At 33.1% G+C, this 24687-nt stretch carries 24 protein-coding genes; 8 read left to right on the top strand and 16 right to left on the bottom strand.

The features are described from left to right. Nucleotides 1–636: 636 nt before the first annotated feature. From OIU80_RS09690 to OIU80_RS09675, 4 genes are all read right to left on the bottom strand, one after another. Nucleotides 637–2772, bottom strand: a complete 2136-nt coding sequence (locus OIU80_RS09690; RefSeq protein ID WP_264286816.1) for a polyribonucleotide nucleotidyltransferase — start codon at nucleotides 2770–2772, stop codon at nucleotides 637–639. Between the two features lie 157 nt (nucleotides 2773–2929). Continuing rightward, nucleotides 2930–3196: a 30S ribosomal protein S15 gene (gene rpsO / locus OIU80_RS09685; RefSeq protein WP_129537341.1), complete on the bottom strand. Its 267-nt coding sequence runs from the start codon at nucleotides 3194–3196 to the stop codon at nucleotides 2930–2932. A gap of 98 nt (nucleotides 3197–3294) precedes the next feature. Further along, the gene (locus OIU80_RS09680; RefSeq protein ID WP_264286815.1) at nucleotides 3295–4251 is read right to left on the bottom strand and encodes an energy transducer TonB; all 957 of its coding nucleotides are present in this window, start codon (nucleotides 4249–4251) and stop codon (nucleotides 3295–3297) included. Between the two features lie 13 nt (nucleotides 4252–4264). Beyond that, entirely contained in the window at nucleotides 4265–4720 is a 456-nt protein-coding gene (locus OIU80_RS09675) for a GAF domain-containing protein (RefSeq protein WP_264286814.1), read from the bottom strand. A gap of 71 nt (nucleotides 4721–4791) precedes the next feature. Between OIU80_RS09675 and xrtF the strand changes: the two genes are divergently transcribed. The 8 genes from xrtF to OIU80_RS09635 all read left to right on the top strand — a co-directional run bounded on the left by xrtF (nucleotide 4792) and on the right by OIU80_RS09635 (nucleotide 12026). Further along, the gene (xrtF, locus tag OIU80_RS09670; RefSeq protein WP_264286813.1) at nucleotides 4792–5331 is read left to right on the top strand and encodes an exosortase family protein XrtF; all 540 of its coding nucleotides are present in this window, start codon (nucleotides 4792–4794) and stop codon (nucleotides 5329–5331) included. Further along, complete coding sequence (locus OIU80_RS09665) at nucleotides 5321–5764, top strand: exosortase F system-associated membrane protein (RefSeq protein WP_264286812.1); 444 nt, start codon at nucleotides 5321–5323, stop codon at nucleotides 5762–5764. Before xrtF ends, OIU80_RS09665 begins: the two co-directional genes overlap by 11 nt. Before the next feature lie 61 nt (nucleotides 5765–5825). Further along, entirely contained in the window at nucleotides 5826–6656 is an 831-nt protein-coding gene (locus OIU80_RS09660; RefSeq protein ID WP_264286811.1) for an ATP cone domain-containing protein, read from the top strand. Between the two features lie 36 nt (nucleotides 6657–6692). Next, nucleotides 6693–8048 (top strand): MBL fold metallo-hydrolase RNA specificity domain-containing protein, encoded by a 1356-nt coding sequence (locus OIU80_RS09655; protein WP_264286810.1) that lies wholly within the window; start codon nucleotides 6693–6695, stop codon nucleotides 8046–8048. Between the two features lie 70 nt (nucleotides 8049–8118). Beyond that, entirely contained in the window at nucleotides 8119–8520 is a 402-nt protein-coding gene (locus OIU80_RS09650; RefSeq protein ID WP_264286809.1) for an HYC_CC_PP family protein, read from the top strand. Between the two features lie 72 nt (nucleotides 8521–8592). After that, complete coding sequence (locus OIU80_RS09645; RefSeq protein WP_264286808.1) at nucleotides 8593–10599, top strand: TonB-dependent receptor plug domain-containing protein; 2007 nt, start codon at nucleotides 8593–8595, stop codon at nucleotides 10597–10599. A 222-nt stretch (nucleotides 10600–10821) separates the two neighbouring features. Next, on the top strand, nucleotides 10822–11211 hold the full coding sequence (locus tag OIU80_RS09640) for a heavy-metal-associated domain-containing protein (protein ID WP_264286807.1): 390 nt from the start codon (nucleotides 10822–10824) through the stop codon (nucleotides 11209–11211). A 131-nt stretch (nucleotides 11212–11342) separates the two neighbouring features. Continuing rightward, nucleotides 11343–12026, top strand: a complete 684-nt coding sequence (locus tag OIU80_RS09635) for a DedA family protein (RefSeq protein WP_230604475.1) — start codon at nucleotides 11343–11345, stop codon at nucleotides 12024–12026. Nucleotides 12027–12325: 299 nt separating this feature from the next. Here OIU80_RS09635 and groL read toward each other — a convergent pair whose 3' ends face one another. The 12 genes from groL to OIU80_RS09575 form a co-directional block, all read right to left on the bottom strand. Continuing rightward, nucleotides 12326–13954 (bottom strand): chaperonin GroEL, encoded by a 1629-nt coding sequence (gene groL, locus OIU80_RS09630; protein ID WP_264286806.1) that lies wholly within the window; start codon nucleotides 13952–13954, stop codon nucleotides 12326–12328. A 92-nt stretch (nucleotides 13955–14046) separates the two neighbouring features. Next, nucleotides 14047–14322 (bottom strand): co-chaperone GroES, encoded by a 276-nt coding sequence (locus tag OIU80_RS09625; RefSeq protein WP_129537348.1) that lies wholly within the window; start codon nucleotides 14320–14322, stop codon nucleotides 14047–14049. A 142-nt stretch (nucleotides 14323–14464) separates the two neighbouring features. Continuing rightward, complete coding sequence (gene secG / locus OIU80_RS09620; RefSeq protein WP_129537349.1) at nucleotides 14465–14806, bottom strand: preprotein translocase subunit SecG; 342 nt, start codon at nucleotides 14804–14806, stop codon at nucleotides 14465–14467. A gap of 3 nt (nucleotides 14807–14809) precedes the next feature. Beyond that, a complete protein-coding gene (locus OIU80_RS09615; protein WP_264286805.1) occupies nucleotides 14810–15748 on the bottom strand; it encodes a tetratricopeptide repeat protein in 939 nt (312 codons plus the stop codon). An 88-nt stretch (nucleotides 15749–15836) separates the two neighbouring features. Next, nucleotides 15837–16340, bottom strand: a complete 504-nt coding sequence (locus tag OIU80_RS09610; RefSeq protein ID WP_264286804.1) for an LptE family protein — start codon at nucleotides 16338–16340, stop codon at nucleotides 15837–15839. A 68-nt stretch (nucleotides 16341–16408) separates the two neighbouring features. Beyond that, nucleotides 16409–17668, bottom strand: a complete 1260-nt coding sequence (locus OIU80_RS09605; protein WP_264286803.1) for a sigma-54 interaction domain-containing protein — start codon at nucleotides 17666–17668, stop codon at nucleotides 16409–16411. Between the two features lie 23 nt (nucleotides 17669–17691). Next, entirely contained in the window at nucleotides 17692–18303 is a 612-nt protein-coding gene (locus tag OIU80_RS09600; protein WP_264286802.1) for a hypothetical protein, read from the bottom strand. Between the two features lie 33 nt (nucleotides 18304–18336). After that, nucleotides 18337–19782 (bottom strand): tRNA (N6-isopentenyl adenosine(37)-C2)-methylthiotransferase MiaB, encoded by a 1446-nt coding sequence (gene miaB, locus OIU80_RS09595; RefSeq protein WP_230604481.1) that lies wholly within the window; start codon nucleotides 19780–19782, stop codon nucleotides 18337–18339. Between the two features lie 172 nt (nucleotides 19783–19954). Next, nucleotides 19955–20746 carry a hypothetical protein gene (locus OIU80_RS09590; RefSeq protein ID WP_264286801.1) on the bottom strand — a complete coding sequence of 264 codons (792 nt, stop codon included), beginning with the start codon at nucleotides 20744–20746 and terminating at the stop codon, nucleotides 19955–19957. A gap of 26 nt (nucleotides 20747–20772) precedes the next feature. Continuing rightward, on the bottom strand, nucleotides 20773–21501 hold the full coding sequence (locus OIU80_RS09585; RefSeq protein WP_264286800.1) for an MIP/aquaporin family protein: 729 nt from the start codon (nucleotides 21499–21501) through the stop codon (nucleotides 20773–20775). Nucleotides 21502–21529: 28 nt separating this feature from the next. Continuing rightward, entirely contained in the window at nucleotides 21530–23026 is a 1497-nt protein-coding gene (gene glpK, locus OIU80_RS09580; RefSeq protein WP_264286799.1) for a glycerol kinase GlpK, read from the bottom strand. 12 nt (nucleotides 23027–23038) lie between these two features. Beyond that, nucleotides 23039–24628 (bottom strand): glycerol-3-phosphate dehydrogenase/oxidase, encoded by a 1590-nt coding sequence (locus OIU80_RS09575; protein WP_264286798.1) that lies wholly within the window; start codon nucleotides 24626–24628, stop codon nucleotides 23039–23041. Nucleotides 24629–24687 lie beyond the last annotated feature (59 nt).

The following is a 24687-nucleotide window of genomic DNA, read 5'->3' as shown; positions in this document are numbered from 1 at the left end:
AACGATAGGATAAAAGTCTTATGTCTTGCGGTTTTTTGTCTAATAAGCAGGTGGGGATTTCCTCTAAAGTGACAAAAACAATTGTTGTGGAATTAAAATTAATTCCGATAAAAAAGACCAAAGAATTTTTAATAAAAAAATATCCGTTATAGAAACATTTTCTATATGTCGTATAAATTCAAATATACGAATAAAAGAGGCTTATTCCTAATAAATTCCGGAAACAAACATTGTAAATACGTGAAAATCAGATATGTGAAAAACGGTTAATACAATGAAGTGCAAGAGTCATTTAGGAAAACACAAGATAGCTGCCTAAATAATTCAGAAAGCTTAGAAATTACATTTATAATTGTGTTTTTGATAAAAGACTCTATAATGTAAAAGATCATGAGAATGTCATGTTTGATTATTTATTTCTAGTTGTTGTGTCTTTTGTTTTAGGGTAATATATAATTTAAAAGATATAGAATAGTTTTTTCTGTACACTTTATATAGCGTGTTTCTTGAAGTGTTTCTATAACGATGCTTTTATGTATTGCTATTTCAGGGCTAGATATAATGCGAAAAACCCCAATTCAAATAAATGAATTGGGGTTTTTTCTATAAATAAACCTTTAGTAAACTAAGATCTGATTACTCTTTTTTCTCCTCACGTGGAGGTCTTGGAAGAAGTGCTTTTCTTGACACTTTTTCTTTTCTAGTTTTAGGATCAAGTCCAAGATATTTAACTTGGAAAACATCTCCCATGTTTACTACGTCAGTAACGTTTTCAGTACGTTCCCAAGCTAGCTCAGATACGTGAAGTAAAACTTCATTTCCTGGTGCAGCAGTATATTCTACTACAGCTCCAAAATCAAGCATTTTAATTACTTTAACTTCATAAGCTTCGCCCATTTGAGGTTTGAAAGTAATAGATTGAATTTTAGCTAAAACAGCTTCAATTCCTGCAGGATCTGTACCTAAGATTTCGATAACACCTTGTTCATCAACTTCGTTGATTACAATAGTTGTTCCAGTAGCTTTTTGTAATTCTTGAATTACTTTTCCTCCAGGTCCAATTAATGCTCCAATAAAGTTTCCAGGAATAGTTCTAGTGATGATTTTTGGAGAATGCGCTTTAACGTCTGCTCTTGGAGCAGCAATAGTCTCAGTTAATTTTCCTAAAATGTGTAAACGTCCTTCACGTGCTTGCCCTAAAGCTTGCTCCATGATATCGTAACGTAAACCATCAATTTTAATATCCATTTGACAAGCTGTAATACCGTCAGCAGTTCCAGTTACTTTAAAGTCCATATCTCCTAAGTGATCTTCATCACCTAAAATATCAGACAATACAGCAAATTTATCACCGTCAGTAATTAATCCCATAGCAATTCCAGAAACTGGTTTTACCATTTGAACTCCAGCATCCATCAAAGCCATTGTTCCAGCACAAACTGTTGCCATAGAAGAAGAACCGTTAGATTCTAAAACCTCAGAAACAATACGAATTGTGTAAGGACAATCAGCAGGAATCATGTTTTTTAACGCTCTTTGAGCTAAGTTACCGTGACCTACTTCTCTTCTTGAAGTTCCTCTTAGAGGTTTTGCTTCACCAGTAGAGAAAGGAGGGAAGTTATAGTGTAAGTAGAATTTCTCTTCACCTTGTTCAGATGGAGAATCAATTTGGTTAGCTTCTCTAGAAGTTCCTAAAGTTACTGTAGCCAATGCTTGAGTTTCTCCACGTGTAAATAAAGAAGAACCGTGTACTCTTGGTAAATAATCAATTTCACACCAGATTGGTCTGATGTCTGTTGTTTTTCTACCATCTAAACGAACACCTAATTCTAATACTACATTACGAACGGCTTCTTTGTTTGTTTTGTAGAAATATTTAGAAACTAAATCTCCATCAGCAGCTAATTCTTCTTCAGTAAATAAAGCTTTTACTTCTTCTTTTACTTCAGCAAATGCAGCAGTTCTTTCGTGTTTAGCAGAACCAACTTTTGCAATAGCATATATTTTATCGTATGCAGCAGCTTTTACTTTTTTGTAAATTTCTTCGTTTTCTTTCTCACCTTCGTAAGTACGAATTTCTTTTTTACCAAAAGCAGCTTGCAAACGCAATTGTGCCTGAATTTGAACTTTAATAGCTTCGTGAGCAAATTTAATTGCTTCAACCATTTCAGCTTCTGAAATTTCTTTCATTTCACCTTCAACCATTGCAACTGAGTCCATAGAAGCTCCAATCATCATGTCGATGTCAGATTTTGCTAAGTCTTCTCTGCTTGGGTTGATTACAAATTTTCCGTCGATACGTGCTACACGTACTTCAGAAATTAAGTTGTAAAAAGGAATGTCTGAAACTGCTAAAGCAGCAGATGCAGCTAAACCAGCTAATGCATCAGGCATAACTTCTTCGTCATGAGACATTAATTGAATCATAACTTGCGTTTCAGCATGGTAATCATCTGGGAAAAGCGGACGTAAAACACGGTCTACTAATCTCATTGTTAATACTTCGCTATCGCTAGGACGAGCTTCTCTCTTGAAGAAACCTCCTGGGAAACGACCAGCAGCAGCAAATTTTTCGCGATAATCTACCGTTAATGGTAAAAAATCAACATTTGGGTTAGCGGTACGAGCTGAAACTGCTGTTGCAAGTATCATCGTGTCGCCCATTCTTACTACTACAGAACCATCAGCTTGTTTTGCTAAACGTCCTGTCTCGATTGTGATGCTTCTGCCATCACCTAAATCGATTTTTTCTACAAATAATTGTGGAATCATAATTTTTTTTTCCTTATTGATTATACAATGGGTTTTAGTTGTGTTGTAGTTGTTGTTGTGCGTAGTTAATGCCTAAAACCCAATGAAAAACCAAACTTTTTTTCTTTTTTTGTGTAAAAACAAAAAGAGGCACTCTCGCACCTCTTTTTTATATTGATTATTTTCTGATATTCAATACTTTGATAATCTCACGATATCTGTTGATTTCTTTTTTCTTCAAGTAATCTAACAATGATCTTCTTTTTCCTACTAGTAGTACTAATGAACGTTCTGTGTTATAATCGTGACGATTTTTTTTCAAGTGTTCAGTTAAGTGTGAAATTCTGTAAGTGAACAATGCGATTTGAGCTTCTGCTTTTCCAGTGTTTGTTGCTTCACCGTGTTTTGCGAAAATCTCTTCTTTAATTTCTTTAGTTAAATACATTCCAATATTATTTAATGATTTTTATGTATGTCATACATCTATTGTAAGACGGGTGCAAAAATAGTACTTTTTTTTTTAAAAATAAATTTTATTGTCCCTTATTTTACTATTGTTATGGGTAATGAATAAATGACCCTTGTCGGAATGCCTCTTTCTAATCCTGGTTTCCATTTTTTAGCTCCTTTAATTGCGCTAATTGCGCTCTCGTCTAATCCGTAACCAATTCCTTTTACTATTTTTGGTTCAGTTAGATTTCCTTCCTTATCCACAATAAAGGTCATGTATATTTTTCCATAAACTTTATTTCTGGCTTCTATCGGAATAAACATTTCTCGTGCAATATATCTATAAAAAGTTTCTATTCCATTTTTTGGAACAGGCTGATCGTAAGCAACTTTATAAGAATGCTCGATGTTTAAAGAATCGATGCTTATTCCAGAAACTAATTCGCCGTTTTCATAATTCTCTGTAAAAGTAAAATTAGATTTTATGTTTTTTCCTTTCCAGATGCCGTCTGGAAAGCCATTTTTTATTTTTCCGCTTTCTTCGTTGCGATCATCTGCTATTTCATAATCACCATTTCCAGATGTTACTTTTTGTTCATTTTGATTATTCCAGTAATTGTTTACTTTAAAAAAGGTTTTACCTTTTTTGTTCTTAAAATACTCAAGTTCAGATTTTAAATTTCCATTTTCGTGCCAACTATATTCTTTACCATCTTTTTTTCCTTTGACGTAATTTACTGCTGACTTTTTTTTTCCGTTTTCATAATAATGAACAAATTGTCCCTCTTTACTGAGGTAATCTTTTTCTGTAGATGTTCCAATCATTTTGAGAATCTTAGACTTATAGTAATCCTTAAAAACATAAGATGTTCTGTTTTGATAATATCCCTCGACAATCCTAATGTATTTATAGTTTTCTGCAGTGGCTTCTGTATATGTAGAATCCATGTAAATCATTTTGTTAAGGTCTATGGAGCCTTGTGAGAACGATTTTGTCGTTACTAATAGAAAAAATGCAATCGTAAAATAATAATGAAGTCGAAATTTCATGTAAATTTTGTTTTTAAAATAGTTTAGCTACTTCCTGATTTACAAATTCCAAAAACTTTTCATCAGCTTCGGTAAACGGATCAAGGACATGACTGTCGATGTCGATTTGCCCAATATTTTGTCCATTTACAAATAAAGGAACAACAATTTCAGATTTTACAGTAAAGCTGCAAGCGATATAATTATCCTGAGCAGCAACATCTGGTACAACAAAATTTTCGTTAGAGACAGCGACTTGTCCACAAATTCCTTTTCCAAAAGGAATCACAGTGTGGTCAGTTTCAGCCCCTACATATGGACCTAAATGCAATGTTTTGTTTTCGTGATTAGCAAAATAAAACCCAACCCAGTTGTAATAATCGATAGTATCACTTAATAATTGACAAATATTTAATAGTTTTTCGTCTCTTGAGTGATCTGTGTCTGCTATAATCGCAGTTATTTTTGGTTGTAATTCTTGAAATGTCATCTTAATTTAGTTTTTATACAAAAGTATTTAAAGCCAAATCAAAAATTACATAAATTTGTTAAAAATTTCTCTTGAAAAAATATTTAATCCAGTACAAACCTTTTCTTCTTTTTATAGGGGTGTTTTTTGTAGCTTATGTTTTGTTGACGTTAATTTATCAATATTATTTGAGCCGTTTTGGAACTGCTGGTGAGTTAGATGGAATAACAAAATTAGTAGGGAATCATACCGAACGATTATTACAATTGTTTAATGATGATGTTAAATTCGAGAAAATTCCCTCGGAACCGTATGTAAGGATATCATATAACGAGAAGATTGTTGCCTCAATTGTAGAGGGCTGTAATGCAATTAGTGTGATTATTTTATTCGTATCTTTTATAATTGCTTTTTCAGGAAAATTAAAATCAACTTTACTTTATGTTTTAGGGGGAAGTCTTTTTATTTATATTCTTAATATTTGCAGAATTGCTTCATTGTGTGCATTGTTGTATTATTTTCCAGAGAAATCTCATTTTTTGCATGGCGTGCTTTTTCCACTGGTGATTTATGGCTTGGTTTTTATTTTGTGGATTGTTTGGGTAAGTAAATTTTCCAGATATGCTAAATGATATTCTTAAAAATAAATCAAAGGTTTTTCTTTTGATTCTTCTTGTGCTTCTTTTGGTAGGGATAAGAGCTTTTGAAAATCAGTTGTTTTATGATCCTTTTCTAGTTTATTTTGAAAGAGATTATAAAACGCTTCCTCTGCCTGAATTCGATTCGATTCGTTTGTTTTTCGGATTGCTGTTTCGATATGCATTAAATACAATTGTGTCATTGGGGGTAATTTATGTGCTTTTTAAAGAAATTGAATTGGTGAAATTTGCTTCGATTTTATATGTTATTTTTTTTCTTATTTTAATTGTTGCTTTTTATTGTATCATTTATTTTTATGCCGATCAAAATAATTTGATGCTTTTTTATGTACGTCGTTTTTTAATCCAACCCATTCTTATACTGTTGTTTATTCCTGGATTTTATTATCAAAAGCTAAATAAATAGCTCTTTTTTTGTACCTTTATTAGTCGGTTTGTATTTGTTTAATTATCAAATCAGGAAACAGATGAAAGTTGTAAAAAAATCAGGAGAATTTGTTGTTTTTGATAAGAAGAAACTAGAAAAGTCTTTGTTGAATTCAGGGGCAAATCAATCAATTGTTCAAGAAGTTTTACAAATAATCGAAAAAGAAATTTACGAAGGTATTTCTACTAAGAGAATCTATAAGATGGCTTTTAATCTTTTAAGAAAAAAATCCAATTCTCATGCTGCACGTTATAACTTAAAAGAAGCCATTCAGTTATTGGGTCCTGCTGGTTTTTACTTCGAAAAATATATTGCCAGACTTTTCTCGATAGAAAATTATGAAACAAAAACTAATTTAACGCTACAAGGCAAGTGTGTTTCACACGAAATAGATGTTTTGATAAAGAAAAATAGTGTTATTGCAATGATTGAATGTAAATTTCATATGGGAAAAGAAGCATCTACAGATGTAAAAGTACCGATGTATATTTTATCTCGATTTAATGATCTTAAAGAAAAAAAACATTCTGTCTTTACTGATAAAGATGCTATTTCTGAATGTTGGATTGTTACAAACAACCGATTTACATTAGATGCAATGACTTTTGGAACGTGTTCAGGATTGAATTTACTGAGTTGGGATTATCCTGTAAATAATAATTTAAGAACAAAGAATGAGAATAATAATCTATACCCTATAACTTGTTTAACTACACTTACGCTCGCTGAAAAAGATAAATTATTGGCTTTGGATGTAATTTTGGTAAAAGAGTTGTTAAACAATCATAATTGTTTAGAAGAAATTGGATTGAGTTCTCAAAGAATAAAAGGTATAATAAAAGAAGCATCAGAGTTGTGTAGGTATTCTTAAGGATATAGTTTTTTATGTAATTTAAATTCAAATCAAATGAAAGTCAAATTCATTGGTGGTGCTGGAACTGTTACAGGCTCAAAAACATTGATTGAGAGTAATGGTGTTAGGATTTTAATTGATTGCGGGCAGTTTCAAGGGATAAAACCTTTGCGTGAACTTAATTGGGAGCCTTTGTCGGTTTTGCCTTCAACAATAGATTTTGTGTTGCTTACTCATGGACATTTAGATCACTGTGGTTGGTTGCCTAGATTGGTGTATCAGGGATTTAAAGGAAAGATATATTGTTCAGGGCCTACAAAAGAAATAGCCAAACTTATTCTTTTAGACAGTGCCAAGATTCAGGAAGAAGAAGCTAATAAGGCCAACGAAGAGCGATATTCTAGTCATGAAATTGCTGAACCTCTTTATACGGTAGAACAGGCTAAGAAAGTTTTCCCACTTTTTAGAGTGGTTAAGATTAATGAACCTTTTCTTTTAGAAGCTGATATTTCGGCAGTTTTTTCTACTGCAGGGCATATAATGGGAGCATGTAGTATTGCATTAACGGTTGAGAAGAAAACTTTAGTGTTTTCGGGAGATATTGGCCGAGATGATGATGTATTGCTATTCCCTCCGGAAAAGCCCAAAAAGGGAGATTATATATTTTTAGAAAGCACTTATGGGAACCGATTGCATCCCGATACAGATGCAAAAGAAGAACTTGAAAAATATATCAATGCTGCATTTCAAAAAAAAGGAACAGTAATTATACCCAGTTTTGCTGTAGAGCGAGCGCAAAGTATAATGTATTTGTTGTGGCAGTTAAAGAGAGAAGATAGGATTCCAAACATTCCATATATTATAGATACGCCTATGGGAATTAGCGCTTTGGAAATATTTATTAATAATAAAGAATGGCATAAGCTTACGTTGGAAGAATGTACAGGCATGACAAAAATGTTTTCTCTAGTTTCGGATTATCAGGAAACAATGGATGTCATTTATAACAAAAGCCCAAAAGTTATCATAGCTGCTAGTGGGATGGCTACAGGAGGAAGGGTTTTGAATTATTTTGAACATTATATAGGAATGCGGGAAACAACAGTAATTATTGTAGGTTATCAAGCTGAAGGTACTCGAGGAAGAAAATTACTAGAAGGTGCGGATGAAATTAAAATCCGGGGGAAATATTTTCCAGTTAAAGCAAAAATTTTAGAAATAGGAGGGCTTTCAGCTCATGGAGATCAGGATGATTTGCTTGCATGGCTTTCGGTATTAGAAAATAAGCCTAAAAAAATATTCTTGGTTCATGGAGAAAATGTTCCAGCAGATGCACTTCGTATAAAAATTAAAGAAAAATATGGTTTTAATTGCACGATTCCTTTAATGGGGCAGGAATTTGAATTGTGAAAATGATTTTTAAATTTTTAACAGGAATTTCATTTTATAAATTAATTATAATGCTAATTTTGTAGGTGATATGAATATAAAAAGATGCACTAGTTTATTTTTGGCATTTCTGCTATTGGTTTCCAATGTAGGACTTGCTTTTGATGTGCATTATTGTGGAGGTAAGTTATCTTCTATTTCATTGAACAAAACTGTAGAAGCACCCCCAGTCAAAAAATGCTGCGGGATTGCTGTCAAAAAAAAATCATCTTGTTGCAAGGACAAAGTAGTTCATTTTGAAAAAAAATCAGATACAGCTACTATTAAAACATTCTTATTCCAGCTTGATTTTCCTTTTACGCTACAAGAATTCAAAACAGTTGCTTTTTTCTTTATTCCAAAATTTAAAAGTAAACAGCTAATTACTTATTATAGCGATGCTCATGCACCTCCGCTATTTAAGCTCTATCAACAATATATATTTTACGCCTGATTTTAATGTTTTTTAAAATCAAATCATCTTGTATGGTTTGGATCTACTTTTTTAAACATTAAAATTATTCTCATGAAAAAAAATATAGCACTTTTTGCTGTGCTTTTACTTTGTATTCCTGTTTTCGCACAAGAAAATTTGGAAGAAGTTAAAATTATTAAAAAGCAAAAAGGAATTAAAAAATCATATACCCTTACAGGAAATACTTCACTTATAACAAGTAAAGAATTGCTTAAAGCAGCTTGTTGTAATCTCGCCGAAAGTTTTGAGACAAATCCATCTATTGATGTTAATTTCTCAGATGCATTAACAGGAACAAAGCAAATTAAAATGTTGGGACTCACAAGTCCGTATTTAATGATTACCGAAGAAAATGTTCCATCTGTTCGAGGGGCTTCTCAAGCTTACGGATTGTCATTTACTCCTGGAACCTGGGTCGAAAGTATCCAGATTACCAAAGGAGCAGGAAGTGTGGTAAATGGGTATGAAAGCATTTCAGGACAAATAAATACAGAGTTGTTAAAACCGATGAATGATATTCCATTTTTCTTAAATGCGTATGGTTCTACAGATTCTCGTTTTGAATTAAATACTCATTTTACTAAACAGCTTTCAGATAAATGGGCAACAAGTTTATTAGTTCACGGTAATGCACGTGTTGCAAAAACAGACATGAATCATGATGGATTCTTGGATAATCCATTGGCAAAGCAAATCAATATTTTAAATCGTTATCAATATACTAATGCCGAAACAGGCTGGGTTGGTTTTGTCAATCTTAGATATATGAATGATAAGAAAGAAACAGGAGAGCTCGATTTTGATAAGGATCGTGATAAAGGGACAACAAATTATTGGGGATCCGAAATTAACACGGAGCGAATTGATGTAGCTACTAAAATAGGTTATGTTTTTCCAGATATGCCTTATCAGAGTATTGGTTTTCAGAATGCATTTAACAGCCACAATCAGAGATCTTATTTTGGTTTAAACCAATACGATATCAAACAGAATAGTTATTATTCTAATTTAATTTTTAATTCGATTATCGATAATACTAAGAATAAATTTGCAGCAGGATTAAATTTTGCATACGATCAATATCAGGAGTTTGTAAACGTAAATGATTATAGCCGAATCGATAACTCTGTTGGAGCTTTCTTTGAATATACATATGATAACACAGATAATTTTAGTATTATTTTAGGAGGGAGAATTGATAATCATAATCGCTTAGGGACTTTTGTAACGCCACGTTTACATGTGAGGTATAATCCTTGGGAGAAAGCAGTTTTGAGATTATCGGCAGGAAGAGGAAAACGTTCAGCTAATATCTTTGCTGAGAACCAACAGCTATTTGCTAGTTCTAGAGTATTTTCGATTCTGGATAAAAACGGTAAAATTTATGGGATGAATCCAGAGATTGCTTGGAATTATGGGGTGAGCTTTTCGCAAAGGTTTTCTCTTTTTGATAAGCATGCCGAAGTAGTTTTTGATTTATACAGAACCGATTTCCAAAATCAAGTTGTTGTAGATGTAATGCAGAGCCCACAAGAAGTTTTGTTTTATAATTTAAAAGGGAAATCATATGCAAATAGTTTACAGGTTGAGTTTAATTATGAATTACTAAAGAATTTTAATTTTCGTTCGGCGTATAAATATTATGATATCCGAACCGATTATTTGTCAGGAAATTTCGAAAGACCTTTGCAGGCAAAACATCGTTTTTTTGGTAATCTGGAATACGAAACAAATCTAGTTGACGGCAAGCAGTGGAGAATGGATTATACTTTTAACTGGATTGGACAACAACAATTACCAAATACAGCTTCGAATCTAAATAAGGATAGATTGCCTAATTTTTCGCCTTCTTATTCTTTAATGAATGCACAAGTAACAAGAGTTTTTTCGGATACTTTTGAAGTGTATGTAGGAGGGGAGAACATTGGAAATTATCGACAAGACAAAGCAATCTTAGGAAGTGGTAACCCGTTTGGGTCAGACTTTGATGCTTCAATTGTATATGCTCCAGTTTTTGGTCAAATGTATTACGCAGGATTGCGATTTAAAATAAAATAGAATTTAACCATTGGGTGTGATTAATTTTCAACACATAGAGATATTTCATTTGTTTAAAATGCACAGAGCCCGGCTATGTGAAAGAAATGTATTTCTTTTTGAGCTCTTTTTTATACATAAAATCTATGTCTCTATGTGTTAAATTAAGTTTTGTGAATCACTCTCAATTTTTTGTAAAATCAATTAAATAATTATAATAGAACCTTTTAAAAATAAAGCAAAATGAAACCGAAGATCCATGAATTCCAAAAAAAGAATAGAAAAATGATGAATAAAAATGTAATAATAGTTCTACTGCTTACTTTTTTCTCATTTGCCGCTCAGGCACAAGATAAAAAGAATAAAAATGCGAAATATGAAACAGAAGTAAGCGGTAATTGCGAGCACTGTAAAAAACGAATAGAAAAAGCTGCTTTTAGTGTTTCGGGAGTGAAATCTGCAATATGGGATGTTAGTACTCATAAATTAAGCTTAATACTGAATGAAGAGAAAACCTCTCCTGTTGATGTGAAAAATGCTATAGCTAAATCAGGTCATGATACTGACGTTGCAAAGGCTACACAAGATGTTTATGATGGGCTTCCGACGTGTTGTAAATATGAAAGAAATTAATATTAGGACTTAACTTAGAATTTGGGCTTTTTTTAGCGTTAATAAAACTTTAAAATATCCCAATTTATTGTGGTTAAACTAATTTATTATTACTTTCACCAACTTATAAATTTAACGAATAAATCGCTTATATGAATAATTTTGATTGGACTCAATTAATTAATCCAGAGTTTTATATTACCCTTACCTTAGGTGGAGTTCAAATTGGTTTATACATTGTTATATTTATAGTTTTCGCCGAAACAGGACTTTTTGCAGGTTTCTTTTTACCAGGTGATAGCTTACTTTTTTTAGCTGGAATTTATAGCCGTGAATTAATTCAGAACATGGTTTATATAGAAAATGATTTTATAAATGTTTTTCTTCTTTCTTTAATGGTTGCTATTTCAGGAATTTTAGGTAATATGACTGGATATTGGTTTGGAGCCAAAAGCGGTTATTATTTATTTAAAAAAGAAGATACTTTTTGGTTCAAGAAGAAATACTTATTGCAGTCAAAAGATTTCTTTGAAAAATATGGAGGTAAAGCTATAATATACGCTCGTTTTTTACCAATTTTTAGAACATTTGCTCCTATAGTTGCTGGAATCGTATCTATGGATAAAAAGAAATTTATGTTTTATAATATATTAAGTTCATTTTTGTGGGCTTTTATCCTAATCTTTTCAGGGCATTACCTTTATGGGATATTTTTGAAACAAGGAGTTGATTTAAAGCAACACATCGAATACATTATTATAATTATTGTTATCATAACGACTTTTCCAGTTTTAATGAAATTATTAAAGAAAAGACCGGCAGATAAAATAGAATAGATATTAAAACAAAAATCCGAAGCTAATAAACTTCGGATTTTTTGTTTCTAGACTTTTGTCAGGAATAAGATAGGATTATTCATTGCGTGCTATAATCCGTTAGATTACTGCTTGTGCTATTTTCGTTAATAGTATAACTAAAAAATTAAGTTTGCATTAATTGTAATAGTTTTTTTGACTAAGTATAGTTGTAGTTTTAAACTACAGAAATAGATAAATAAATTTTGAATCAAAGCAAAAAAAATCCGAAGCTATAAACTTCGGATTTTTTATTTTTCAGACTTAAGTCAGAAATAATATTACATCATTCCTGGCATACCTCCACCCATTGGGTTTCCGCCTGCATTATCTTCTTTAATATCAATCAAAGCACATTCAGTAGTTAAGATCATACCTGCTACAGAAGCTGCATTTTCTAAAGCTACACGTGTTACTTTTTTAGGATCAATAATACCTGCTTTAAGCATATCTACATATTCATCTGTTTTAGCATTGTATCCAAAATCACCTGTTCCTTCGGCAACTTTAGCAACTACTACAGAACCTTCAAGACCTGCGTTTTCAACGATAGTTCTTAATGGAGCTTCTACAGCACGTGATACGATTTGAATACCTGTAGCTTCATCAGCATTGTCAGCTTTTATTTCGCTTAAAGCGTTTTTAGCTCTTAACAAAGCAACTCCACCACCAGCAACTATACCTTCTTCAACAGCAGCACGAGTAGCATGTAATGCATCATCAACTCTGTCTTTTTTCTCTTTCATTTCTACTTCAGATGCTGCACCAACATAAAGAACAGCAACACCACCAGCTAATTTAGCTAAACGTTCCTGTAATTTTTCTTTGTCATAATCAGAAGTTGTAGCTTCCATTTGACCTTTAATTTGGTTTACACGATTTTTGATCATGTCTGCTTCACCAGCACCACTTACAATTGTAGTGTTATCTTTATCGATAGTTACTTTTTTAGAAGTACCTAGCATTTCGATTGTAGTGTTTTCTAATGTATAGCCTCTTTCTTCAGAGATTACAGTTCCACCAGTTAGGATAGCAATATCTTCAAGCATTGCTTTTCTTCTGTCGCCAAAACCAGGTGCTTTTACAGCAGCAATTTTAAGGGCTCCACGTAATTTGTTAACTACAAGAGTTGATAAAGCTTCTCCATCAACATCTTCAGCAATAATTAATAAAGGTTTTCCTGATTGAGCTACTGGCTCTAGAACTGGTAAAAGTTCTTTTAAAGAAGAAACTTTTTTATCATACAAAAGGATATATGGGTTCTCTAATTCTACTTCCATTTTTTCAGGATTTGTAACGAAATATGGAGATAAATATCCTCTGTCAAACTGCATTCCTTCTACAACATCTACGAAAGTATCTGTTCCTTTTGCTTCTTCAACAGTAATAACACCTTCTTTTCCAACTTTTGCGAAAGCAGTAGCGATTAATTCACCAATTACTTCGTCGTTATTTGCAGAGATAGATGCAATTTGTTTTATTTTTTCTGAATCACTTCCTACAACTTTTGCTTGTTTAGCTAAGTCTGCAACGATAGTTTCAACAGCTTTGTCAATTCCACGTTTTAAATCCATTGGGTTAGCTCCAGCAGCTACGTTTTTCAAACCTTCTTTTACGATTGCTTGAGCTAAAACTGTAGCAGTTGTAGTACCATCTCCAGCTAAATCATTAGTTTTTGAAGCTACTTCTTTAACCATTTGAGCTCCCATATTTTCTAATGGGTCTTTTAATTCGATTTCTTTTGCAACAGTAACACCATCTTTGGTTACGTTTGGTCCACCAAAAGATTTTCCAATGATTACGTTACGACCTTTTGGTCCTAAAGTTACTTTTACTGCATTTGCCAATGCATCTACACCACGTTTTAATCCGTCACGTGCTTCTATATCAAATTTTATATCTTTTGCCATTTTTTATTTAGCTTTAGGCAGTAGGCTATAAGCCTTAGGCTTGTTCCTTACTGCGATTATTATTTATGTTTTTTATTGCCTATAGCATGAAGCTATATTATTGCAAGAATATCATCTTCGCGCATAATCAAATAATCAGTTCCTTCATGTTTTAATTCAGTTCCTGCATATTTACCATAAAGTACTGTATCTCCAATTTTAACAGTCATAGTGTGGTCTTTAGTGCCATTTCCTACTGCTACAACAGTTCCTTTTTGTGGTTTTTCTTTGGCAGTATCTGGAATAAAAATCCCTGACGCAGTTTTAGTCTCTGCTGCAACTGGCTCAATAAGTACGCGATCTGAAAGCGGTTTAATGTTTAAAGTCATGATTTTATAATTATGTTATGTTTATAATTTTGTTTGCTTATAAACTTTCAGAAACTATGCCACCTTGGATAAACTGACATTATTTCTTATAAAAAATGCCAGCTTTGACAGGCTGGCATTTTTATATTTTATAAAGAATGTATTATTTTGCTGGGTTAGTCGCAGCAGGTGTTTCTTGAACTGGAGCTGCAGGCGTAGTGCTTGGAGCTGTAGTAGCAGATTTCTCGATAAGTTTAGATTCTACATCGCTTAATGATCCCGTAAAACTTAAACTAGAAAGTAAGATTAATGCAATTAAGATTGTAGCTAACGTCCAAGTACTTTTGTCTAAAAAGTCAGTTGTTTTTTGTACGCCACCTAACATTTGAGATCCACTAATTGTTGAAGATAATCCTCCACCTTTAGGGTTTTGAACCATGATTACTACGATCAATAGAAAACAAACTATTGTGATTAAAACTAAAAAAATTGAAAATGTGCTCATTGTTTAATTATTATTGTTATTTTGTTGTAATGTCTTAATATCCGATATACGGTCTGCAAAGAAACTAATTTTTTCTGGATATTTCAAAATTAATATTTCATATGCTTGTATTGCTTTTGTGTATTTTTTTTGTTCCAAATATACCCTAGCCAAAGTCTCAGTCATTAGGTAGGTATTGTCATCTTTATTGATGTCTATCTGAATGTTAGCTGCAACTGTTGTGGTCGATTTTACAGGAGAAATTTTTGGACTAGTTTCGATGAATTTGTCAATTAATTCCGCTTTCTTCTTTTTCTCTTCGTTAATTTCGATTAATACAGCGTCTGTTTCAATAGGTAAAACTTCTCGTTCTTTTTCTTTTTTCTCCTCTTTTCGTTCAATAGGTTCTGTTCTAGAAAGTTGAAGCCACTCTTGAAAGGAGTGTTTTTCTTTTGCAGAAAAATCCAGAGGTTTACCTAATTCTAGATTTTCTTCTGCAATTTCTATAGCCTCTTCTGTTGCTTCTACATTTACTTCAATATTTGGTATTGAAGCTTCTTTTATTGAAGTAAGAATTGATTGCTCAATAGGATTTGTAAATTTAGGTTCTACTTTTTCTATTACTTCTTCTATTACAATCTCAGGCAAAAGATGTTCGCTATCAATTACGGTTATATTCAAAAGAGCCGAAGCTTTCTTGTCATAATATTCTTTTTGAATAATTGAAAAAGTTTCAGATGTTATAAAATCAAATAAAATAGCTCTATCTGTTGTATGTGCGGCAGTAACTTTTAAGGCATAATTATACTTAAAACTGTTTTGACTATAAAGACCTTTTAATCGCAATGCTCTTGCACTTTGAAAATATGGGAATTCATTCAATACATTGCCTAACTCATCCGTTTGCTTTTCGGTAATAGCATCGGGTCTATTTATTAGGTAAGTATAATCGTTAACATTCATTACTTTTTTCTTTAATCGTTGAAATTGTTTATTCGTTTAATCGGCTATTGTTTAATCGGTTTTATCAGTTTTACGATTAAACCTAAAATTACCATTTTGCCAAAGACTCATTAAATATATCTTGGGTAATACGGTCAAGAATTTCTTTAATAGCAGTGTCCTTTATAGTTCCTATAAGTTGATCTTGTGCAGGATAGTCATAATAGAATTCGAATGATTTTTCAAAATCGTCTGTTTCTTTCTTTCTATTAGTGAATCGTACGTTTACACGAATTTTTAATCTGTTCTGTGATGCCTGCTGATCAGCAGTTGCGGTCATTGGGCTAATTCGAAAGTCTGTGATTTCTCCTTCGTAAACTAAATCTCCACCTGAGCTCACTAAGTTTAGATTAGTTTGATTTTGGATTAAATCCTGTAATTGTAAAGTAAAAGTACGATCCAATCCTGGTTCAATTAAATCAGCATTGTTCTGAAAGTAATTTACTTGAAATGTTTTTGCGTCAATTTTACCAGTTCCTGTAAAGTTGTAAACTGAACAGCTGCTAAAGGTAAAAACAATTGCAATTATAATTAGGTACTGTATATTTCTCATTTTATTTTTTAAAAGCCCAAAGGTATTTATTTTAGTTGTCAATTTTTATACAATTTAGAGGTGTTATTTTACAAATCAAATTGTTTTATTTTCCTGTACAAAGTTCGTTCCGAAATTCCTAGTTCGTCTGCTGCAGCTTTTCGTTTTCCTTTGTTTTTTTCTAATGATTTTTTAATCATTTCGATTTCTTTTTGTTCCAATCGTAAAACCTCTTCTTCTTCGATTGTTTCTGCAAATAAATAATTATCATCGTTTGAAGACTGATATTGTTCCTCACGATTAGGAGTGGTCATAACAGCTGTTCTAGGTTCTTCTTCAAAGTCAATTTCACTATCATTTTCTTGTGAACCATATATTTTTTTGATCAAATTTTTATTGGTTTCTTGCACATTTGCACTACCATTTTGCATTAATTCTAATGTAAGTTTCTTTAAGTCATGCAAATCACTTTTCATATCAAAAAGGACTTTGTATAAAATCTCTCTTTCTGTATTAAAGTCGCTATCGTTTTTCTTGTCATTAATTACTGAAGGCAAATTTGGACCCTCAGTAGGTAGGTAAGATTGTAATGTTGCAAGTGTAATATCACGATTCGTTTCTAGAACCGAAATTTGTTCGGCTACATTTCGTAATTGACGAACGTTACCATTCCATCTAAATTTTTGCAATAGTTGTACAGCATCATCATCTAGTTTTAATGGAGGCATTTTGTATTTATGAGCAAAATCGGATACGAATTTTCTAAACAATAAGTGAATGTCCTCTTTTCGCTCACGTAAAGGAGGTAAAGTAATTTCAACTGTACTCAGACGGTAGTATAAATCCTCACGAAATTTACCTTTTTCGATAGCATTAAATAAATTTACGTTCGTTGCAGCTACAATTCTCACATTTGTTTTTTGTACTTGTGATGAACCTACTTTTATAAATTCCCCATTTTCTAGTACACGAAGTAATCTTACCTGTGTGGTAAGGGGTAATTCTCCAACTTCATCTAAGAAAATAGTTCCACCATCGGCAACTTCAAAATAACCTTCACGAGTACTTGTAGCACCTGTAAAAGCTCCTTTTTCATGACCGAATAATTCACTATCAATAGTTCCTTCGGGAATTGCACCGCAGTTTACAGCTATGTATTTTCCGTGTTTTCTATGTGAAAGTGAATGTATTATTTTTGGAATACTTTCTTTACCGACACCACTTTCTCCAGTTACCATTACCGAAATATCGGTTGGTGCTACCTGAATTGCTTTTTCTATGGCGCGATTAAGCTTAGGATCATTTCCAATAATTTCAAAACGTTGTTTTATAGCTTGAACTGTCTCCATTTATGTTTTCTTTTTGTCACAAATTAATTTGATACTATTGTTGCCTTATTCGCGCTGTATTTACTTTCTTTTGTAACGATGCCTTTTAGGTTCGCATTGAAAATTAATAAAGAATTTTTAGGAATTGTTTTAGAGCCTTTTCGTTTCTTAAAATTTAACTCTTCAGTACCTAGATATTCTTTTGTTAAAATAATGCTATCTTTTTTTACTTCTCCTTCGGTAATAATTTCTTTATCTATCAGCGTTACATTTCTGTTACTTCCAAATTTAGTAGGTAAAAACATAAAAAGAAAATTGTAACTACTTTTTGGTTTAATTTTTACCAATTTGTCAATATCCTGTTGTACTTTAATGTTGTTGCCGCTTACTAAATATCTACCAAATGGTATTGTTGATAATTTTTGTTTGCCAACAGAATCATTATGGTCTTTTGTTATTTTCGAAAAATAGACAATACTATCGATAGAACTAAAATAATATATGTTTGTCGAATTGTTATCAAGTTTTTCTGAATATATACCATCTGGCTTAAAAAATAACTGATTTGAAACCTCTTTGATTTCTGTCTTGTTTTTAATAGAAGAGCAAGAAATTAAAGATATGAAAACTATTAAAGTTATTGTTTTAAGTACCATTTTATGATTATTAATTACGTGGCATTAAAAAAATCAATTCATGTTACTCAATCCAACAGCTTCACCTTTTAATGTTCCACTGGTGCAACTTGTAATTTTTACATTTACAAAATCACCAATTTTATAATCTTCTTTTGGAAAAACTACTGTAATACTTTGTGAATTTCTTCCAGAGAATTCTTCTTTTGATTTTTTAGAAACTTTTTCAACTAAAACTTCTACAGTTTGCCCGATAAATTCTTCAGAACGAAACCAAGCATGTTTTTGTTGTAGATCAACAATTTCTTGTAATCTTCTGGCTTTAGTTTCTTCGGTAACATCATCTTCCATTTTTCTTCCAGCTAAAGTCCCAGGGCGTTCGGAATAGGAATACATATAACCAAAATTATACTTCACATATTCCATTAAGCTCATTGTGTCTTGATGATCTTGCTCTGTTTCTGTTGGAAAACCTGCTATCATATCTTGCGATATTGAACTATTTGGAATTATTGTTTTGATTTTGTCAATCAAAGTCATGTATTCCTCACGTGTATGCAAGCGGTTCATCTCCTTTAATATTCTGTTGCTTCCAGACTGAACTGGTAAATGTATGTGTTTACATATATTTGGGTATTTTGCAATAATGTGCAAAACACTCTCGTGCATATCTTGTGGATTTGAGGTCGAGAAACGAATACGCATTTTAGGATAAGTCACAGCTACCATTTCTAATAATTGGTCGAAATTTACTGCAGTTGCTTTTTGCATATCTGATGCACTAACAAAATCCTTTTTCAATCCACCACCATACCATAAGTAGCTATCTACGTTCTGACCTAATAGTGTAATTTCTTTAAAGCCTTTATTCCATAAATCCTGAATCTCATTCATGATACTCTGTGGTTCGCGACTACGTTCACGTCCGCGGGTAAAAGGCACCACGCAAAACGTACACATATTATCACAACCACGGGTAATTGAAACTAAAGCCGTGATTCCGTTGCTCATTAATCGAACAGGTGAAATATCACCGTAGGTTTCATCTTTTGATAAAATTACGTTTATAGCATCACGACCTTCTTCGACTTCGCTTAATAAATTAGGTAAATCTTTGTAGGCATCAGGACCAACAACAAGATCTACTATTTTTTCTTCTTCTAGAAACTGACTTTTCAAGCGTTCAGCCATGCATCCCAAAACTCCAACCTTCATTTTTGGGTTAATGCGTTTTACGGCATTGTATTTTTCCAAACGTTTACGAATTGTTTGTTCGGCTTTGTCACGTATAGAACAGGTATTTACCAAAACTAAATCGGCTTCTTCAAGAACCGAAGTTGTATTATAACCACCGTCTGACAAAATTGAAGCTACAATTTCGCTATCCGAAAAATTCATCGCACAACCGTAGCTTTCTATAAAGAGTTTCTTAGTATTCTCAGGTTTATTTTCTAAAACAAGACTTTCGCCTTGTTTGCTTTCTTCAATAATCTTTTCCATAAGGCACTTTCAAAAGTGTATTTTAATAAGGCCACAAATGTACGATTATTTGCGTGATTATGACAAGATGTCAGACGAAGATTTAACATTGTTTTGTAATTTTGCTTAACATGAAAAAACTCTCTTTAGAATAAAGAGAGTTTTAGCTAACAAATTAAAAAACGAAATGAGTTTAGAATAGATTAACTTCTAATTGTACTCTGGCAATTTTGTTTTCAGGGTTCCACATTGCAGTTGCTGAAACGGGCAATTTATAATTAAATACAGAAATTTCCTTGGTAGCTTTTATTCCAGTATTTACAATTCCGAAACTACTTTCTGTTTTGTTTGAGTATAAGAAATTCTCTCCATCAAGTGCAAAACCTGCTCCCATAAAAATATCCAGATTTACTTTTTGATTTTTTATGACTGGATAGCTTAACTCGGTATAAGTTGAGTACTTGCTTTTGTAGCTGTTATCGCTGTTCAGTTCTCTATCTTTTAAGCCGCTGTAAAGTATTATGTCAACTTCTACTCGCAAAGGGAATGATTCTGGGAAGCGATAAGAAGTTCTTAAGTCTATAAGATGTGTGCTTGTAAGTTTATTGTAATTAAATACTTCAGGATTTTCAATTCCAGTAGTGTTGAATAAATCCCATAATCCAATTGAGAAATTATTTTTTTGATATTGAATATAGTAGTTTATTTCACGGTATTTCCCGTCAAATCCTGCACCACCCCATATTCCGACAGTGAAATTTCTTTCTTTATCAAATGTGTAATGAATATTTCCAGTAGCAGTCATACCGTCATTAATAACAAGACCTCTCCATAGGTGACTTGTTTTTAAGTCAGCATTAAAGTCTAAACGGGAGGGTTTTGTATTTTCTGTTGAAACGAAACTACTATCTGAGGCCGCTGTTTTTTGAGCGTATCCAGTTAGCCCTATAATCGAGATTATAGAGAAAAATAGTATTTTTTTCATGATTTTTTATTTTATAAAAAAGATATTTAAAGTAGTGCCATATATAAGAGTGCTGCTAAACCTGATCCTATGATAGGGCCTATAATCGGAATCCATGCGTAGTCCCAGTTACTACTTCCTTTAAAAAGAAGAGCGTGTGTGATACGAGGACCTAAGTCTCTCGCGGGATTAATTGCATAACCCGTAGTGCCGCCTAAAGAAAGTCCGATTGCCCATACTAAAATAGCAACGGGTAAAGCGCCTATTGAACCTAGTCCAATTTTAGCGTCAGTAGCGGTACCTATGCTGAGTTCTGGACCTGCAATGTAGAAGATTACGAAGATAAGAACGAAAGCTCCGATTATCTCACTAATCAAATTTGAAAAGTTGTTTCTAATGGCGGGTATTGTGCTAAAGCAGGCTAGTTTTGAACCTTCATCTTCGGTTATAGAAAAATGGTCTTTATGAAATAGCCAAACTAAGAACGCACCGAGCATAGCACCTATTAATTGAGCAATGATGTATGAAGCTACTTGCCCCCAAGCAAATTTCCCTATGATAGCTAATCCAATTGTTACCGCAGGATTTAGATGTGCACCACTAATTGGTCCTGCAACTGTTACGCCTACAAAGACAGCAAATGCCCATCCGGTAGTAATTACTATCCATCCAGAGTTGTTTCCTTTTGTTCCTTTAAGAACCACGTTTGCTACAACTCCGTTACCTAATAAGATAACGAGCATTGTGCCGATAATTTCTGCAATAAATGGTGACATCTTCTTGTTTTTTTTATTGATTTATCCTCTAATCTTCAATCCAATTTGTAGTACGACCTACGGCTTTGTTCCAGTTATGTACCAATTTATCTACTTCAGCTTTTGGCATTTCTGGTGAGAATTCACGGTCAATAGACCATTGTTCTTGCAGTTCGTCTATACTTTTCCAGTAACCTACAGCTAATCCAGCTAAGTATGCAGCTCCTAATGCTGTTGTTTCTAGGGTTTTGGGTCTAATTACTTTAAAGCCGAATAGATCAGATTGAAATTGTAACATTAAATTATTGACAACAGCTCCGCCATCTACTCTTAATTCTTTTCCTTCATTTCCAAAGTCAGCCTCCATTGATTTTGCTAAGTCAAATACTTGGTAAGCAATTCCTTCTAAGGTTGCACGGGCTATGTGTGCATTTGTTGTTCCTCTGGTAATGCCAAAAATTGCTCCTCTGGCATATTGATCCCAATAAGGGGCGCCTAATCCTGTTAAAGCAGGTACAAAATAAACACCTCCATTGTCGGGTACAGTTGCTGCTAAAGTTTCGATTTCGTCAGATGAATCAATCATTTTTGCACCATCTCGTAACCATTGTACTGCTGCTCCACCTACAAATACGCTTCCTTCTAAAGCATAAGTAGTTTTTCCGTTTATTTTCCAGGCAACAGTTGTAAGTAAATTATTTTTAGAATAAACAGGTTTGTCTCCGGTATTCATTAGCATAAAGCAACCTGTTCCGTAAGTGTTTTTTACCATTCCGGGTTCAGTACATAGTTGCCCAAAAAGAGCTGCTTGTTGATCTCCAGCTACACCAGATATTGGAATTTTTGTAGAAAATAATGTTGTACAAGTTTCACCATATATTTCACTACTTTGTTTTATTTCAGGTAGCATTGCTCTTGGAATATTAAATAATTCCAATAATTCAGTGTCCCATTCTAATGTATGAATGTTTAGTAGTAAGGTTCTACTTGCATTAGAAACGTCAGTCATGAACATTTTTCCTCTGGTTAGTTTCCAGATAAGCCATGTATCTACAGTTCCGAAGCATAGTTTTCCTTGTTCTGCTTTTTCGCGCGCTCCTTCAACATTATCTAAGATCCATTTTAATTTAGTACCAGAAAAATAAGCATCTAGTTTTAATCCAGTCTTTTCTTGGATCATGTCTGAAAGACCTTGAGATTTTAATTCGTCACAATATTTTGCAGTTCGACGATCTTGCCAAACAATAGCATTGTATAGAGGTTCGCTGGTTTCTCTATCCCAAACGATTGTTGTTTCACGTTGATTGGTGATTCCGATTGCAGCTATTTCTTTTCCTGAAATTCCCATTTTTGCAATAACTTCGGCAGCAACACTAATTTGTGAATACCAAATTTCATTGGGATCGTGCTCTACCCATCCTGGTTTTGGGAAGATTTGTTCATAAGGTTTTTGAGAAATGCTTACAATTTTGCCATCATGGTTGAATATGATGGCTCTAGAGGAGGTAGTACCCTGATCTAGTGTTAGGATAAATTTGTTTTCCATAATGGTGTACTGTTAATGGTGTTTTTCTTGAAAATCTGATAAAATGAATCCGTTTGCAAGATGTTTAAATTCTGATATTTGTCTTTGTGCCCATGTTTCGTCGTGGCCTAATTCTTTAGCTAATAATAGGGCAACTTTTTCACTTGAAGCGATAGCTGCACGAGCATCTAAAAATAATAAACGAACTCTTCTGGCTAGTACATCGTCTATGGTTCTTGCCATTTCATAGCGAATTGCCCAAGCTACTTCTGCCATAGTGTAGTCGTAATCCGGATGTAATTTTTCTTTTAATTCGGGTTCGTTATTTTGTAATTCTAATATTTTAGGAATATCAGTTCCGTATATATATAAGTGGTTTTCTCGGGCTTTTGTATCGGTTTGTTTGTTTCCGTGAATTGCAATGTGCTCAGTTTTACATTTTGCTTTCGGTAAATTATGTACAGTAATTGCTTTGTCTATAATGTCTTCAGCAATTTTTCTGTAGGTAGTCCATTTTCCTCCAGTTATGGTTATTAATCCAGTTTCAGAAACAATTATTTTGTGACTTCTTGAAACTTCTTTGGTGCTTTTCCCTTCTTTTTCTGGTGCTGCTAATGGTCTTAATCCAGCAAAAACAGATAAAACATCCGCACGTGTAGGTTTTTTAACTAAGAAGCGTTGTGCTGTTTCTAATACGAATTCAATTTCTGTTTCTAATGCAATTGGCTCTAAGCTGTGTTTCTTAATTAAAGTATCTGTTGTTCCAACTACTACTTTATTATGCCAAGGCACTGCAAATAAAACTCTTCCATCGCTTGTCTTTGGTATCATCAATGCTTGATCGCCAGGTAAGAAAGATTTGTCGAATACAAGGTGAATTCCTTGACTTGGAACGATATATTTTTTGTACACAGTATCGTTTAGTTTCATTATTGCATTAGTGAAAACTCCAGTTGCGTTTATGACCGCTTTACCTTTTATTTCGTATTTCTCACCAGATTCATGATCTACTATTTCAACACCTGTAACTTGGTTTTTGTCATTTTTTAATAAGCCAATAACTTTAGCGTAGTTTAAAAGACAAGCGCCATTTTCTACTGCAGTTTGTGCAATATTTATAGCTAAACGAGAATCATCAAATTGACCATCTTGGTAGATAACACCACTTACCAGACCTTTTGGTTCTACAGTAGGGAGTAGCTCGATAGTTTTTTTCTTTGAAATATATTTAGATCGGCCTAAACTTAGTCTTCCTGCTAGTAAGTCATAAATAGTAAGCCCTATGGTGTAGAAGTAGCCTCCCCACCAATTGTAATTAGGTATTACGAAAGATTGATTTTTAACTAAGTGGCCTGCATTTTGAGCCATTAGTCCTCTTTCTTTTAAAGCTTCTGTTACTAGAGAAATATCTCCTTGCTCTAGATAACGAACACCTCCGTGAACTAATTTAGTACTTCTGCTAGAAGTTCCTTTGGCAAAATCTACTGCTTCAATCAAAACAGTTTTGTATCCTCTGCTTGCGGCATCAAGAGCTGTCCCTAGTCCGCTAGCACCTCCTCCAATCACAATTACATCCCATTCGGAGGTTTGCTTTAGTTTTGCTAATTGTTCTATTCGTTTCATTGTTCGGTTTTATTTGTTTCGTATTTCTTAAAATGCTTTCGAATAACAAACATAATGAA

The sequence above is a fragment of the Flavobacterium frigoritolerans genome, from assembly GCF_025847275.1.
Classification (GTDB): domain Bacteria; phylum Bacteroidota; class Bacteroidia; order Flavobacteriales; family Flavobacteriaceae; genus Flavobacterium; species Flavobacterium frigoritolerans.
This window is presented reverse-complemented; position numbering and strand designations above follow the sequence as displayed.